17 protein-coding genes are annotated in these 15,601 nt (G+C 43.3%); 9 read left to right on the top strand and 8 right to left on the bottom strand.

Translation table 11 applies throughout. The features are described 5' to 3' along the window. Window positions 1-55: 55 nt before the first annotated feature. The 3 genes from NL643_RS13090 to NL643_RS13080 form a co-directional block, all read right to left on the bottom strand. Window positions 56-1,456 (bottom strand): fructose-specific PTS transporter subunit EIIC, encoded by a 1,401-nt coding sequence (locus NL643_RS13090; RefSeq protein WP_006741333.1) that lies wholly within the window; start codon window positions 1,454-1,456, stop codon window positions 56-58. A gap of 11 nt (window positions 1,457-1,467) precedes the next feature. Beyond that, the gene (locus NL643_RS13085) at window positions 1,468-1,908 is read right to left on the bottom strand and encodes a PTS sugar transporter subunit IIA (RefSeq protein WP_253644557.1); all 441 of its coding nucleotides are present in this window, start codon (window positions 1,906-1,908) and stop codon (window positions 1,468-1,470) included. Between the two features lie 551 nt (window positions 1,909-2,459). Beyond that, window positions 2,460-2,939 carry a peptide-methionine (S)-S-oxide reductase gene (locus NL643_RS13080; protein ID WP_021821351.1) on the bottom strand — a complete coding sequence of 160 codons (480 nt, stop codon included), beginning with the start codon at window positions 2,937-2,939 and terminating at the stop codon, window positions 2,460-2,462. A gap of 193 nt (window positions 2,940-3,132) precedes the next feature. On the opposite strand from NL643_RS13080, the gene NL643_RS13075 reads away from it, so the two are divergent. Together NL643_RS13075 and NL643_RS13070 are read left to right on the top strand one after the other, a co-directional pair. Beyond that, window positions 3,133-3,522: a VOC family protein gene (locus NL643_RS13075; protein ID WP_253644556.1), complete on the top strand. Its 390-nt coding sequence runs from the start codon at window positions 3,133-3,135 to the stop codon at window positions 3,520-3,522. A gap of 91 nt (window positions 3,523-3,613) precedes the next feature. Continuing rightward, complete coding sequence (locus NL643_RS13070; RefSeq protein ID WP_253644555.1) at window positions 3,614-4,354, top strand: DNA-binding transcriptional regulator YciT; 741 nt, start codon at window positions 3,614-3,616, stop codon at window positions 4,352-4,354. A gap of 3 nt (window positions 4,355-4,357) precedes the next feature. Here NL643_RS13070 and NL643_RS13065 read toward each other — a convergent pair whose 3' ends face one another. The 3 genes from NL643_RS13065 to NL643_RS13055 are packed head-to-tail and all read right to left on the bottom strand — an operon-like array spanning window position 4,358 to window position 6,155. After that, window positions 4,358-4,714, bottom strand: coding sequence for a VOC family protein (locus tag NL643_RS13065; protein ID WP_048624733.1), 357 nt, complete (start codon window positions 4,712-4,714; stop codon window positions 4,358-4,360). Window positions 4,715-4,743: 29 nt separating this feature from the next. Further along, a complete protein-coding gene (locus tag NL643_RS13060; RefSeq protein WP_005392655.1) occupies window positions 4,744-5,397 on the bottom strand; it encodes an isochorismatase family protein in 654 nt (217 codons plus the stop codon). A gap of 32 nt (window positions 5,398-5,429) precedes the next feature. After that, on the bottom strand, window positions 5,430-6,155 hold the full coding sequence (locus NL643_RS13055; protein ID WP_005373953.1) for an NUDIX domain-containing protein: 726 nt from the start codon (window positions 6,153-6,155) through the stop codon (window positions 5,430-5,432). A gap of 299 nt (window positions 6,156-6,454) precedes the next feature. Here NL643_RS13055 and pncB point away from each other — a divergent pair, with 299 nt between their 5' ends. From pncB to NL643_RS13035, 4 genes are all read left to right on the top strand, one after another. Then, window positions 6,455-7,765, top strand: coding sequence for a nicotinate phosphoribosyltransferase (pncB, locus tag NL643_RS13050; protein WP_253644554.1), 1,311 nt, complete (start codon window positions 6,455-6,457; stop codon window positions 7,763-7,765). 334 nt (window positions 7,766-8,099) lie between these two features. Continuing rightward, entirely contained in the window at window positions 8,100-8,459 is a 360-nt protein-coding gene (locus NL643_RS13045) for a hypothetical protein (RefSeq protein ID WP_006741341.1), read from the top strand. Window positions 8,460-8,673: 214 nt separating this feature from the next. Further along, the gene (locus NL643_RS13040; protein ID WP_005392659.1) at window positions 8,674-9,192 is read left to right on the top strand and encodes a glycine zipper 2TM domain-containing protein; all 519 of its coding nucleotides are present in this window, start codon (window positions 8,674-8,676) and stop codon (window positions 9,190-9,192) included. A 170-nt stretch (window positions 9,193-9,362) separates the two neighbouring features. After that, window positions 9,363-10,142, top strand: a complete 780-nt coding sequence (locus NL643_RS13035) for a bifunctional 2-polyprenyl-6-hydroxyphenol methylase/3-demethylubiquinol 3-O-methyltransferase UbiG (RefSeq protein ID WP_161445720.1) — start codon at window positions 9,363-9,365, stop codon at window positions 10,140-10,142. A gap of 72 nt (window positions 10,143-10,214) precedes the next feature. On the opposite strand, the gene NL643_RS13030 is transcribed toward NL643_RS13035, so the two are convergent. Then, window positions 10,215-11,111, bottom strand: coding sequence for a DMT family transporter (locus NL643_RS13030; RefSeq protein ID WP_150917082.1), 897 nt, complete (start codon window positions 11,109-11,111; stop codon window positions 10,215-10,217). 94 nt (window positions 11,112-11,205) lie between these two features. On the opposite strand from NL643_RS13030, the gene NL643_RS13025 reads away from it, so the two are divergent. From NL643_RS13025 to NL643_RS13015, 3 genes are all read left to right on the top strand, one after another. After that, a complete protein-coding gene (locus tag NL643_RS13025; protein WP_005392662.1) occupies window positions 11,206-12,090 on the top strand; it encodes a LysR family transcriptional regulator in 885 nt (294 codons plus the stop codon). Between the two features lie 180 nt (window positions 12,091-12,270). Continuing rightward, window positions 12,271-12,885, top strand: a complete 615-nt coding sequence (locus NL643_RS13020) for an outer membrane beta-barrel protein (RefSeq protein ID WP_005373936.1) — start codon at window positions 12,271-12,273, stop codon at window positions 12,883-12,885. A 160-nt stretch (window positions 12,886-13,045) separates the two neighbouring features. Further along, window positions 13,046-14,713 (top strand): ABC transporter substrate-binding protein, encoded by a 1,668-nt coding sequence (locus NL643_RS13015; RefSeq protein WP_253644553.1) that lies wholly within the window; start codon window positions 13,046-13,048, stop codon window positions 14,711-14,713. Between the two features lie 75 nt (window positions 14,714-14,788). Here NL643_RS13015 and ompV read toward each other — a convergent pair whose 3' ends face one another. Continuing rightward, window positions 14,789-15,565, bottom strand: coding sequence for an outer membrane protein OmpV (gene ompV, locus NL643_RS13010; protein ID WP_253644552.1), 777 nt, complete (start codon window positions 15,563-15,565; stop codon window positions 14,789-14,791). Window positions 15,566-15,601 lie beyond the last annotated feature (36 nt).

Here is a 15,601-nt window from a genome sequence, read left to right as displayed (position 1 = left end):
AACTTGAAATAGAGCCCTTTGGGGGAAAGGGCTCTTAGGGGGAGGAGCTTAAGGTTTAAGCTTTCACAAGAGTCGCTGCGTTACGCATCGCTTCTTTCGTTGAACACTCAACAACGTTTGCTTTTGCAAAGCGGTGAGCGTCTTTTACTTGGATATCGTGAGCTAGAATAACCAACTTCGCGTTTGCTACATCTAGGTCAGTGATGCGGTTCTGGATACCGTTTTGACCTTGAGTTTCTACTTTGATTTTCAGACCCGCTGCCGCACCTGCTTTCTCTAGTGCTTTCGCTGCCATGAATGTGTGTGCTACGCCAGATGGGCAACATGTTACTGCTACGATGTCGTACTCGCCTTCGCCTGCTGCTGGAGCCGCTTGAGCTTGTGCAGGTGCTGCTTCTGCGATTTCGTCTTCTGCTTCTTCTTCAGCGACTGGTTTCCAGAAGCCAACGATAACTGCTGTTGTTAGTGAGCCTAGTGCGATACCCACAACGTACATTGGGATGTTGCTTGATACAGGTGCTGTGATTAGACCGCCCCATGGTGCGTGTAGTAGTACGTCTGTTAGGAAGCCGAACACACAGCCAACGATACCACCAGCAACGATTGAAGGAAGAACGCGTACAGGGTCGTTTGCTGCGAATGGGATAGCACCTTCAGAGATACCGATAGAACCCATGATTGCTGCTGCTTTACCTGCTTCTTGCTCTTGCTTAGTGAACTTCTTCTTGAATAGGAATGTTGCTAGTGCCATACCTAGAGGAGGCGTACAGATTGCGATACCAACACCACCCATTAGCCATGGTTGAGTATCAACTTGAGTTTGAGCGAATAGCGTTGCTACTTTGTTGATTGGACCGCCCATATCGAATGCAGTCATACCACCAAGAATCGTACCTAGAACCACTTTAGAAGCGCCAGCCATAGAAGCTAGGAATTCGTTCATAGAAGCCATGAAGATCTTGATTGGCTCACCGATACCCCATAGAACGATACCTGCAGAGATAAGCGTACCAACAAGTGGGTAGATGAAGTAAGCGCCCAACGCAGTCATGTTAGCAGAAAGAGGGATCTTCTTAAGTTGTAGAACTACACCACCAGCGATAAAACCAGCGACGATACAACCTAGGAAGCCGCCGCCCATGTCAGCCATGATGCCAGAAGAGATCATCGCTGGCGCTAGTGCTGGTTTGTCTGCAATTGAGTAACCGATGAAGCCACCAAGAATAATTGGGAACAACACCAGACCTTTAATACCGATATTAGAAATATCAGCCAATAACCCGTCTGCAGGAACCGCACCTTTACCGGATGCCATTACCGCCAGCGCCAGTAGTACACCACCCGCAACGATAAATGGAAGCATGTGAGAAGTACCGAATAAAAGGTGACCTTTCATGGTACTTAGGAGTTTTTTGAAATCGCTATTATTGCTAGCTTGAGCTGTGATTGTACTCATAATTTCACGCCTTATGAATTAATTAAAATATTTAGTATTTGGTTTTCGTCTTTTGCGTTATGAATATCTTCAATAAACTCTTCGCTAAATTTTCCGAATAATTCTTGAAGAACATAAATATGGTGGTCGGCACCGTTATCTGGTGAAGCAATCATGAAGAATACGGTCGGTTTGACTCCCTCTTCGTCGCCATACTCGATGCCTTCGCGCTTTACGCCAACAGCGATTGCAGGCTCTGTGACCGCTTTGCTTTTTGCGTGTGGGTAGGCGATGCCGTCCATTGAAGTCACGCTTAATGTTTCACGTGCTTCTATGTCGGTTAAAAAAGCCTCTTTGCTGCTGATTCGATTATTTTCGAATAGCATTTGCGCTAGCTCTTCAAAGACTTCTTTTTTATTATTTTCTTGAAGATTGCCGTTAATTAAATTGACGTTTGTTAGTTCTGTAATCATTTTGTGACTCATTGGTACTGAAGTAATGAGTCAAATTTAATTAATGAAGTGGTTTTCGGAAATAGTAAAAAAAATACAATAACTATACTTTTGTATCACCCAAGCTTAAGTGTGATAGCCGTCATTAATAACGCGGAATATTATAAAATTTATTATGTGATTTATATTCCAGTTATTTTGAAATTAATAATGAAGCTTGAAAATAAACGAGAAGGGAATCAAATATGATTCAATTTTGCTATAAAAAAGAGGCTTTGTGCTAGATCTCCTCCAATAACCCTTTTAATAGCTCTATTTTCTACCTCTTTGAGAAAAGACATAAAGCGAGCAGCACTCTTGTTTTGAGCGCTTGTTGGGGTCAATGGTACAGGTTGCTCGTTGGCAATAGATTTATCACCACGCTCCTTCGTCGCGGAGCGGAGTGATGGCTTAGGAGAACTGATAGTGAACTCAGCTAGTTCCTCCCCTGAGACACATTGGCGAATGTAAGCTCCGAATCTGAAGCCATGGGGAGGTTAGGGAGGGTTGTTACGCTGAATTTGACTAATCCATTAAGACGGATTTTTGTACTTATGCAGCAAATCTAACGGGATGTGGCAGTAATCGTTTGGGAAACGAGTGAGTCTATCTTGATGCTCTTCGTCGCTTGGAACGTAGTTTTTTAGTGGTAAGACTTCAACCGCAATCTTATCGGCATCGTCTCTTGTTGCTATAAACGATTTGGCGATTTCAAGGTGCTTGGTATCACGGCTGTATACGCCGGTACGGTACTTTTCACCAACATCGTCCCCTTGCTTGTTGATGCTATATGGGTCGATGATTTCAAAGAAATAGCCCATTAAGGTTTCAACCGACACTTGGCTTGGATCAAACTCGGTGCGAACGCATTCTGCGTAGCCATCGTATTCAGATTGAGTGTTATCCGTCTTGCCATTTGCGCGTCCAGCTTCGGTGCTGATTACGCCTGGAAGGTGGCGCATAAATTCTTGTACGCCCCAAAGGCAGCCGCCTGCGAAGTAAATCTCTTCCATCATTTTATCCTGTAAAACTTTGCGCCATTATGGACATCACTTTCGCTCAAACACAACTCCAACCATAGATTTAATGACTCATCGATGAGCAGTTCGGACATAAAACAGGAACAACTCGGTGGTGATTTGCTCTCTTTTTTGTGCTGCTTTTCCTCGTTAGATTAAGCGCAGTTAAGAGCTAAGGGGAATCCTAATGAAAATTGAACATATCGCGATTTGGACAGAACGTTTGGAAGAGTTAAAAGCCTTCTATGAGAAATATTTTAACGCGGTGTCTAACGATAAATACCACAATCCAACTAAGCAGTTTTCATCTTACTTTCTTTCGTTTGAAAGTGGAGCACGATTGGAGTTAATGTCGATGGAAGGTGTGACCGCTTGTGAAAAATCTCATGCGATGCAGGTAACAGGATTAGCACACTTTGCCTTCGCTTTAGGATCAGAGCAGGCAGTGGTTCAATTAACCAAAACCTTAGTAGATGATGGCTACCAATGGATCGACGGTCCGAGACAAACGGGTGATGGTTACTACGAAAGCTGCATCTTAGATCCAGATGGCAACCGTCTTGAGCTTACGGTGTAACGCGACTTAGCTTATTTCTATCGTTCATAGGCTGCTTTCATATGAAAGTATTCGGGCGTATACTGCAAGCTCATTAATAAGGAGCGAGCCTGTGAACCCAAGACAAAATGAAATCCTGCAATTAGTGAATGATCGTAAACGCGTTCAAGTCACGGAGCTTTCTGACATTATAGGCGTGTCGGGCGTGACCATCAGGCAGGATTTGAATTTTCTGGAGCAACAGGGCTATCTAAAGCGCGTACACGGCGCAGCTACCGCATTGCAAAGTGATGATATTGATACCCGATTAGAAGTCCGTTTCGATATTAAACAATCACTTGCAAATAAAGCGGCGGACTTGGTATCACCAAACGAAACCGTATTGATCGAGGGCGGCAGTGCTAATGCGCTCTTGGCTCGCACTTTAGCTGAACGCGGCGATGTGACCATCATTACCCCATCGGCGTACATCGCCCATCTCATCCGTAACACTTCTGCCAACATCATCTTGCTTGGTGGTGTGTATCAGCATCAAGGCGAGAGCCTCGTTGGCCCGCTCACCAAACTCTGTATTGAGAACATTCACTTCAGCACGGCTTTCTTGGATATCGACGGATTTCACCAAGACACTGGTTTTACTAGCCGGGACATGATGCGTGCCGACATCGCAGAGGCCATTCTGGCAAAGAATAGACGTAACATCGTACTGACGGACTCCAGTAAATTTGGACAGATTTATCCTTCTTCAATTGGCAATACCAACGAAATATCGGTGTTGTTAACCGACAAAGCCGCTCCGAAAAGCGACCTTGAGCAAATCAAAAAACTAGGTGTGGAAGTGGTGTTGGGGTAAGTACTAATGGCTCTCCGACCATACTGCGAATTCATTTCCACTTGGTTCGGTGAAGTGGAATCGACAGCCGCCGGGAAATTCGAAAATAGGGCGGATAATTTTTCCACCATGCTGCTCAACTTTTATCTGCGTGGCCTGAATATCTGAGCTATAAAACACTAAAAGTGCGCCACCATTTGCGGTTTGGTTTACAAACTCAGATTTGAAGAATCCGCCATCTAACCCTTGTCCTGAAAATGCAGAGTATTCAGGACCATAATCGATAAAGGTCCAGTCAAAGGTACGCTCAAAAAATTGTTTTGTAGCGTTAATATTGGTGGAACCAAATTCAACGTAATTCAATTTTTCATGTTGATGCATAGTGAAATCCTTCTCGGTTACTATCGTCTCTAGGCGAATTTTTCTACGATGATGTCATCCGCTTTTTCGACAAATAATGCGCCTTGATCCTTGAGCTCTGTCAGCACATTTTCAACATTATCAGGCAGCACTGCGCGAGTTGAAGCAAGGTTGACCACCACATTGTAGCCAAGATCCAGTGCTTGCATGACGGATTTCTTCACACAAAAATCTAGCGCGAGACCACCGATCACTAGGGTATCAATCCCGTTGAATTTTAGAAATTCATGTGCGCCTGTCGTTTTAGTATCGGCAATATCATGGAAGAAAATACCGTAAGGATGAGCATCAGGATCCATGCCTTTATTAACTTGAAAATCATAGTCCAAAACAGGTGGTAAACCGTCTAGCAGTTCAGAACCTGTTGTGCCAAGCACACAATGGCGGTTCCATTTTATATCCACATTGGGTAGACCGACGGGTTCAAGCATGTTGGCTGGTGTTTCTGCATCCCATTTTGCTTTCGGTGGGTGCAAGTCACGGCTCACCAGTTTTAATCGGCCTTTGGCATGATTACTCAGAAGCTCCGGTACGATTTCCAACGCACCTGCAACGGGCAGTTCATTTGGACATAACTCGCTAAAGCCTTTCTCTGGGTCAACGTCGATCACCGCTGTAGTTTGATAGTTTACTCGAACAGTCATGGCAGACTCCTTGTCTGTCTGATTGCCTGCGTTTATCCACGCAAACAGTTTTGAAAAAAGGTTACTTCGTCGCTGGTCAGCGTATATACCATTGCGGGTTTTCCACCTTTGCCTTTGTTGGTAGAAGCGACTTTATTGGTGGGTTTTAGTACGCCTGAATCTATCAAGCGGCGCTTAATCGTCATTCGGCTAATATCAATACCAAACTCTTGATAAGCAGAAATGATGTCGGCAACCAAAAACTCTTTGTCTAATGCAAACAAAAGAACCGATGTGTATTCAATGGATGCACGAAGCTTCTGCCACGCTTTTTCAATGGTTTTTTGATGGTCAAACGCGAGAGTTTCTTCTCCATTGAGTATAGCTTGTAGCGAAAACCATTTAAGTTGGCACTCTGGTACACCTGCATTGTTGATTTGCTCTACATTGTTACGATCGACTAAGGCGTAGTGCGTAATGTTTAAGCTCCAGTCTTCTGGATCACGTTTGGGATCGCCGTCGATAAAAGCTTCACTAAAGTGACGAGGGTAGGTATGGATTTTCTCGCGGCAAATTCGGCGACGCGCCGCCTCAAAGTTTTCATCGGCCGGGCGTCCTCCTTCACTGGTTAAGTCTTTATCAAAGACAAATCCGCCCGGTAGTGCCCAGACTCCATGGTATGGCCGATTTGGATTTGAACGTTTAATCAACAACACTTCCAATCCCTTATCGGCACAGCCAGATAGCCTGAATGGAATAATGTCGACAGATACGATCATGGTTGGGTCCTAATATTGATTTGTAAGTAATCTAGCGCATAACAAGTGGTCAATCAATGGGTAAGTAACGAGTTGTGCGAAACGTTTTTGGTAGTGCTTCATAGTACGCCTTGAGTATAAATCTACGAATGAATCTGACTTATTCACAATCTGTGTGCGAATTCTAGACAGAAAAACCTTATAAAAATGAGTGGTTAGTAACAAAAGTTGACAAACTATAGATGGGTGTTTATTGTTTACGCAAATTAGTTAGTAACAAAAAGTTATATACCCAGGAAGGGCGTGTAGAAGGGCACCTAATGACCACCAAACTATTTTCTTCCCGCATCATTCAAAGCGCTTTGGATTTTGATGTTTACAAAGTCAATATGATGAGCGCAGTAACAGCGCTTTACCCTGATGCGATGGTGTCATACAAATTTATTGTGCGTAGCGAGGAAGATCTCTCTGAACTGCTACCAGAGGTAAAAGCAGAAGTTCTTAAACTGCAAGACATTCAATTTACGCAAGAAGAGATCGAATACATCAAGCGTGTCGCGCCTTACCTGAATCCTGATTTTGTTGATGCATTGCGCCATTTCCGGTTTAACCCGCAAAGTGATGTCTCTTTCCATAATAAAGCCAAGGCTGATGGCTCAAGCCAGTTACGCATTACTATCAATGGTTTGTGGCGAGATACTATTTTGTACGAAACGATCATCATGAGTATCGTGTCTGAAGTTCGTAGCCGTCAACGTTGGTCAGATATCCCTGTAGCGCAATTTACCACCGTTTTAGAAGAGAAAGTTCGGTACCTAAAATCCGAACTAAAACGTCGTAACATCACTAACTTTAAATTTTCTGATATGTCGACGCGTCGACGTTTTTCCTTTCAAGCTCAGCGCACCATGCTGGAGTTCTTGTGCCAGGAAGTGCCGGAATGTTTGACAGGAACAAGCAACTACCACTTAGCAAAAGAACTGAATTTGACGCCTATCGGTACCGTTGCTCATGAATGGTTTATGGGCCATCAAGCTCTGGTGAATGTGCGAGATTCGCAAAAAGTGGCTTTGCAACGTTGGCAAAAAATGTTTAACGGTGCACTAGGTATTGCACTGACCGACACGATTGGTATTGATGCCTTCCTTAAAGACTTTGATGAAGAGCTAAGTAACGCGTATTTCGGTGTACGTCACGATAGTGGTTGCCCTTATAGCTGGGGTGAAAAAATGATTGCACACTATCAGTCGCTTAATATAGACCCGTTAACAAAAACGCTGGTGTTTACAGACGGACTTAACTTCGAACAAGCGTTAGATATTTGCGAGTATTTCCAGGGACGTATTCAGGTGAGTTTTGGTATCGGTACTTTTCTTGCGAACGATATGGGTGATTATGTCAATAAAGAGGGTGAAGCCTACCAGCCACTTTCTATCGTGATCAAAATGGTCATGTGCAATGGTTCACCAGTCGCAAAAATCAGTGACGAACCTGAGAAAGCCATGTGTGAAGATATCTTCTTTTTGATGAACCTCAGGCGCCGCTTCGAGCAACCTCTTGATTTAAATGAGTGTCGTAAACTGATTGATCGTCTAGAAACTGAAGGTCAAAACTATCTCATCGACGCGTAGGCGTTATCCCTCCTTCTTGATAAGCACCCTCTATCGTTACGACAAATTTATATAGACAAACGTAGAGGGTGATTTCGTTATAGTAATACGCAGAAGTAACCAGATACAGCGTAGGAAAGCACTCGAAAATGAGGTTGTTTTTTTGATGTGCTATGTGCCTATGATTGGTGTAAATCGATACGTTACAGCATCGTGGAAGGTGTATTTTCATCGGACACTAAACTCAGTCTAATCACGTAGTTTATTCCCATGTACCATGAGGTCACTCGGGTATAGACGTCTATCTGCTTTTATGACTTTGGGCTTCGCGTAATTGCTTGAATCAGGAGTCAAAATGAACCTAGTAGTACATTTGCAAAAGAAAGCGATCCGAAAATATGGCTATGAGATGGCCACTCGTCAAGCATGGAAATGTGGCATCAAGGCAAATCTTGTTAAGCGCGTGATCGGCCTTTTTAAAGGACAAATTGTTTGTGTGATTGAAGGTTGTCGCGCAGAGTTTTCTTCTCCTCTTAATAACCCCCTTCACGAAGATGACAAGCAAGGGCGATATGTGTTTGTTGGTGGTGTATGCTGGGAACCAAACAACATTATTGCTCCTGGCTTTCCTGATTTTATGTTTATGCACGTGCGTAACCTGAGTCACCGTCATAAGTATTTAACCGACGACGAACTGTTTTTAAGCTTGGCTTAAAAATAAGCCTCATAGGTTAATCAAGCCTAATCATAATCAGTAATGATACGGTTTTAGCTCAGTTGACATTCTGTTGAGTGTTTCTTGACGTACCTTTTATAAAACAGTGTTTCTTTACTCGTTAATGACAGAGGGTTTGTTTTCGCCTGATGTGATTTCCTAATTGCGATTTACTATACCGCTCATCAAAGCAAACCATACTGGGATGTAAATCATGAATATGAAATCTATCGCAATTGCAACGGCAGTTGTTGCTGTACTAGCAGGCTGTAAAGACAAAACGCCACCAGCTCCAACCCAAGCAAACATTACTTTGGTTGAAGCGGTGACTGAAACAGTGAAAAATCCACACCAAGTATGTAAAGACGTGGTAGTAACGGAGCAAGTTGCCCCTACGGATGATAATAAAATAATTGGTACGGTCGGCGGCGCAGCAGCTGGCGCGGCATTGGGTAACCAAATCGGTGGCGGCTCAGGTAAAGTGATTGCAACTGCAGCTGGTACGATTGCTGGTGCATTAACGGGTCGTAAGATTCAGGAGAACGTGCAACAAGGCGATGTAGTGACAACGACGAAAAAGCAGTGTCACACAGAATACACAACATCTGAAAAAGTAGTGGGTTACGATGTCACTTATGAAGTTTCAGGTGCGCCAACGACGGTTCGCTTAGCGAGCAAGCCAGCGACAAAAACGTTCCCAATTCAAGATGGCAAAGTTGTTCTTCCGCAATAACTAGCTCCTCAACCGAAGTAATTAACAAGCCCTTTTATCTTTGAGACGAAAGGGCTTTTTCACATAAGCGGTGTTTTCATCTATTTTCCCGCGGGAATGTGCAGCCAGAATTACCAGTTAATTTCAGCGTTCGATACAATCACTTTTCTAAAAGTACGAACGGAAAAAACATGGAAGATTTTTACCTGACCGATCGCGGTTTAGCTGGTTATTTCGAAGCGCAATGGTTCGACAAGTTCATCGAAGATAAGCAGATTGAGACGATAACCAGTCGCTCAAAACAAGTCCCACTCTCTTTTTTGTCATCACCACATTGTTCCCAAGTCGCTGACTTTATTGCGAAGACGGCACTTGAGAGCGGCGTTCAGCCGTGTTCCCTACTTGAGGTTGGGGCGGCCCTGGGAAGAAACTATTATGAGTTAGTGCAACGCTTACCTAGCCTTAAAGAAGCGACGCTGGTTGAGCCTTCAAATAGGTTGATGGATGGCTTGAAGCAACTATTAATAGAAGAACAACGAGTCGAGCTAACTTATCTTCACGATGTGAACACCTTAAACGCTTTAGAGGTAGAGAATAGAGATATCGTACAGAAATGTGCTCATGTTGATTTGACGCTAATTAATCAGCCTTTTGAGCTCGATACTCTCCAATCTCGCTTTGATTTAGTCGTATGTTTAAATGTGATTGATCAATGTGAGTCGCCACTTAGCGTGATCAATGCTCTAAAAGAAGCCACCAAGGTTGGCGGGCTGATGGTTGTCTCTTGCACTTATCAGTGGAACGCGAAACACATCAAAAATGAAGAAGAAGCGGTCGATGATATCAAAGAGTACTTTGCTGAAGGTTGGCGTTTAGTATCGGAAGCCGATCATGAATATCGCATCCGGTTTAATGATCGTTTTGCAAGGCAGTTTTTATCTCATGTGGTCGCTTACATCAGAATGGATTAGAGCCACATAAAAAAACCGAGTACTTACGACTCGGTTTTTTTAGTCTTTGAGATTTTGAGATAGAGCGCGATTTTAAGTAACGTGCGCCTCTTGTTGCTCTCGCTCTTGTTGAGCTTGCAGCTTTTTCTTGCGACGTTCTCGTTTAGAAAGCCAAACCAGCGGCACAACAATCATTATTGTTCCTATCGCCATAAATATGTCTGGCACTTCTCCAAACCAGATTAATCCCACAAACACGGCACCAATTAAACCACTGTATTCAGCGCTGGCAATTTTGTTGCTATCAATCGAGCGGTAAGCGATCACACATGTTGCCGCATAAATCATGATGAACAAACTTGAGCCAGCAGCGACAGGGAAAGCACTCCAGTCCCAAGGTTCCGCTTCGATCAGAACAAGTAAGAAAGCCACGGGAATACCTGCCAAGTTTGTCATCAATAACGTTTGCATGACAGATTGATTTTTTGGCAGTTTTCGAATGAGCAAGTTATTGATTGCCAGGGTAATAGCCACAACTAAAGCCGAAATCGCTGCCCAGTCGATTTGATCTGGGCGAATGATGACCAACACTCCAGCAAAGCCCATGATCGCAGCCGCGATCGATTGTTTAGACAGCTGTTCGCCAAAAAATATCGCGGCAAGCGGCAGCATGATTAATGGCGCGGCGTAGAAGATTGCGTTCGCAGTTGCGAGCGGTAAAGATGAAATCGCCAAAACCATAAATATAGCACCAAGCAACCACACGTGAGCGCGGACAGCATGCCATTTAAATCCTTCAAGAAAGTGAGTCTTTTTTGTCAGCAAGCAGACAGGCAGTAGGAAAAGCACTGCGGAAATTTGTCGGAAAAAGACAAACTGAAAAATAGGCACTTCATTTCCGACACTTTTAATTAAAGAGTCCGAAAGCACCGCAATGAGATTCCCAACAATTAATAGCAGCATAGCTGCGCCGACCGATGTAACTTTCACTTATTTCCTCTCCTCTTTCTTTGCCAAAGAGTAGGCGATGTCATAGGATGAAGTGAAGTGATATTTATTAGTTTAAGTATGAGATTTTTAGATAATGAAATTGCCACCACTCAGAGCGGTTCACTGTTTTGAATCTGTCGCTCGAAACTCTAGCTTTTCGCTTGCGGCTGAAGAGCTCAATGTGACGCAAAGTGCCGTTAGTCATCAGATACGATTATTGGAAGATTATTTGGGCGAGTCATTATTTATTCGTCAAGGAAGAAAGCTCTCTTTATCGGATACTGGTGCTCGTTATTTAGAGGATATTAGCCCGGCAATTAGCTCTATTGCGATGGCCAGCCAAAAGGTGAGAGAAGGGGACAAAGGCAGCATACGTTTAGCGATTTATAGCTCGCTTGCCGTAAAGTGGCTTATTCCGCGTTTGTCTGATTTTAAGCGGTTACATCCGGAAATCGATCTGACACTCAATATGGTTGTTGGTGATCCTGAGCAGACAGATAGCGTTGGTGATTGTTTTATCACGGTAGAGAAGCCAAAGCGCAACTATATGTCGGTGAAGTTATACGCGGAAACGCTGTATCCGGTATGCAGCCATAAAATTTGGAAAGAGTTACAAGATCAACCCATTCCAGAAGCGCTTTGGCGATATCCTATTTTGTCGACAGACTCTATTTATCGTGAGAGAGGAAAAGACTGGGCAGAGTGGTGCAGAGCGGGTGGTTACACTTTGCCAAAAGATGTCGATGTTCAACATTTTAGTCATATGTTGTTGGCAATTGAGGCTGCACGTTATGACCAAGGCATCGCATTTGCGAATGATTTTATGCTCAATGAAAGAGATAAAGCGCATGATTTGGTGTATATCCCTTCTCATGGATTAGAGACGGGGGACAGCTTTTATTTTATTCATAAAAAGAGCCGAGCCAAGCAGGCGGAAATTATCAAACTCACTAATTGGTTGAAGCAACAGTGCTTATGAAATGACTAAATTGTCATGATTAAGAAAGAAAGTGGCAAAGTTGTGTTTAAATATTTCATGTTTTATTGAGTTTTTATTCATTAACATCAACTTGGTTTTGAAACCGAGTGAAATGGATAGCATGACGTGCTTAAGGATGGGCAAAACACAACCTCAATAATTAACAGGCAGTGAAATACAATGTTTAAAAAAACATGGCTAATGACAGCCCTTCTAGCAACATGTTCTGTTGCAAACGCAGCTCCTTACGTTGGTGCATCGGTAGGTCAAGCATCGTTTGGTGATGTTAATGGCTCTATCAATGGTGGTGGTACCAACGCTAGCACTAAGCTTAAACTTGAAGATGACTCAAGCCTTTCAGGTAAAGTATTTGGTGGTTACAAGTTCAACGAATACATTTCTCTAGAAGCAGCCATTGGTGGCTACGACGCTTTAGACGGCAAAGTTGTTACTGTTGGTGATATGAAGTATCTATCGATTCAACCAAAGGCGACTCTACCTATTGGTGATCGTTTCAACCTTTTTGCTAAAGCTGGTCTTTCTTACTTCAATGCTGAATTCAAAATTAGCAACTCTGTGATTGACGGTAGCGCAGGCCATACCACCATTTCTGACAGCACTGTGACAGGCATGTACGGTTTAGGCGCAGAGTTCGCTATTACAGAAAACTTTGCTCTACAAGTTGAGTGGGAATACATGATGCCTGAGCTAGACATTGCGAAATTTGGCAATGAAAAAGTAACGGTTGATGCTGACATCAACGTGTTCTCTGTAGGTATGAGCTACCGTTTCTAAGAATACTTATTCAAGTTACCTCTTGGCTTAGTACACGTTTTTGACTTCTGTTGGTCGAGCTGAGTCCAAGCTTTGAATTTGTTTAGATATAGCACAGGAAGTTTAGTTGCTAAGCGTCCTGTGCTATTTTTTTGCTTTGGAATAACTCTTAGGAATCTTTGTGAACGATGTCAATCTTAGGTATCTGGATCTACTGTTAAAGCACTTTGAACCTCATCAATATCACTTCGTTACGCTGTCTGAGCTTGAAGTGGTAATTTGTACGTCAAGGCGCAATGTTTCTATTGTGATGAAAAAGCTTGCCTCTTACGGTTGGGTAGATTGGAAACCTGCAATTGGCAGAAGTAACGCCAGTCGTCTGAACATTACTATTTCCCTTCAACAAGCGATGACCGAGTTTTTGGTTGAGGAGCTTGGCAGAGGAAGAATGAACTCAATAACGAAACTTATTGATTGGTTCGGTCAAACCGCGGTTAGAGCACTGACTATCGCTTCTGAAAAAGTGAATCGATTGAACGAATCAAATAACGCTATTTTGATTTCTTCTTACCCTTGGGTATCCAAAATTGACCCTGCGAATACTTACCGTCACACTGAATTACACGTCGCGAAAAGCGTTTATGACGTATTGCTGACCCAAAATTCCAATGGTGGTATCGAGCCATCGTTAGCACACGAATGGAAAATGGAAGGCAAGGTAATGACGTTATGGTTGCGGCCAGGCATATATCGCCATGATGGCGAACCCCTTAACATACAGGATGTGGTTTGGAGTATAGAAAGACTCAGGGAGATAAAAGGACCAGTTCACGAGCTCTGGCAATGCATTGATAGCGTGGTTGCAGAAACATCTAACTGCTTAAAAATCATATTGAAGCATCCGAACAAGTTGTTTCCATACATGCTAGCAACTCCTCATGCGTCTATTCTGTGTCGAGATGTCGTCTCTTTCGGTTCTAGTTATTCCTACCACATAGGGACTGGGCCATTTAAAATCAGCGGCTGGAACCAGGAGAGTATGACTCTTGAAGCGCACAAAGAGTATTTTTCAGCACGCGCATTGTTAGATCAAATAACGCTGTCTCATGGTGATGTTAAAACCTTAAATATGTTGAGCTTTAACCAAAGCTCCGATCACGTTGAAGTGGAAAAAATTAGCGCATTTTCATATCTGACCTACCGCGAACGCGCGGAATCCCAACTCACAAAAGAAACTTGGTATCAACTCGCTGATTACATCCATGTGCAAAAGCGAATTTATGATGCGCCAAGTGCCGTTGACAGCATTCAGTTAGAGACTCATGAGCAAGATTTATCAATAACAGATGGTGGTGTGATACCTAAACTGAAAGGTAAAGTGGTATTAGCTGAACCTGTCTGGACGATACCGAGTCTAATTCGCCATTCCGAATGGTTGCACAGTGTGATTCGTGCAACGGGATTAGAGTTAGAGATCATTGTTATTGATGACATTAGTTTTCCTGAGGTAGTGTCTCACCAAGCAGACTTGCTCTTCATTGAGGAAGTCATGGAAGCACCATTTGAATATGGCATCTTCGAATGGCTGTCGATAGCAACTGGACTGCGTTTTAGTTTTGAGCAAAGCCAGATGTTAAGCCATAGAGAAAAGGTTCGCAGGGCGATGGCAGATGATCACTCGCTACAGTCTTTATTAAACCTAGAGAAAGCGCTGCGCGATCAGTACCTATATTTGCCTTTGTTTGTTGGCTACGAAGAAGTGACAAAAACACAGCAAGTGCGAGGTGTGCAGGTGAAGAATACAGGCTATAGCGATTTACATAGGTTATGGATTGCTCATTCACACTAGAGTCTGTGTTCAAGATTATGCAAATGTCCAACGCATAAAGCCATCGAAATGATGGCTTTATAAGGGCGTATCGGATTAGAAGTTGTACGACACACTTGCGCCAACAACCCATTGGTTTGCACTATCAACGATAGATGAGTCGCTGATACCGCTGCCTAGGCGAGTGTATTGTGTCATTTGGCTCACTTGCCAGTTATCGTTGATTGGCATGACTAGCTTGTAGCCTAAACCATAGCTTACTGTTGAATCACCTTTGTACGCTTTGCGGTTTGCATTTGCTTCGCGTTGTTTTACGCCAAAGTAGTAATCTACGTAGTCTTCACTTTGATAAGTTAGGTTAGCAAAAGGAACAAAATCAACACTACCGAAGTTCATAATGTGGAAGTAAGTCGCACCCGCTAAGTAACCTTTGTAAGCACCACTGATATCATGTTGAAGGTATGTTGAAATCACATTGTGTTGATCTAACGTAAAGTCAGTGTTCAAACCTAAATCGACAGCAAAGCGACGTTTATCCGTGCCTTTCAGGCTCTTTGCAATATCACCGTCACGCATGACACCACTGCCAACAAGGTAAGCTCTCATGTTGATTAATTCATTGGTGTTACCGAAGAAGCGGTAGTTAATGCCACTTAGATCGGCGTTAAAGTCGTCACCATGGTAACCGCCATTTAGAATTGGAGCTGTATTGTATTTTTGATCTTTGAAAAGATCGCTGCCATGAGCCACTCCGACTTCCGCGTTCCAGCCACCTTCATTGTTGTAGATGTTACCGTTACGAATATAAGTATCACCAGCAACCGCTGAACCAGCAGCAGTCAGAGTTAGTAGTGCAATTAATGTCTTTTTCATCATTTTTCCGAGTTGTTCTGATTTGTTTTGAACACT

This window comes from Vibrio sp. Y42_MX_L11 (genome assembly GCF_024181785.1).
In the GTDB taxonomy this organism is placed as follows: Bacteria; Pseudomonadota; Gammaproteobacteria; order Enterobacterales; family Vibrionaceae; genus Vibrio; species Vibrio diabolicus.
This window is presented reverse-complemented; position numbering and strand designations above follow the sequence as displayed.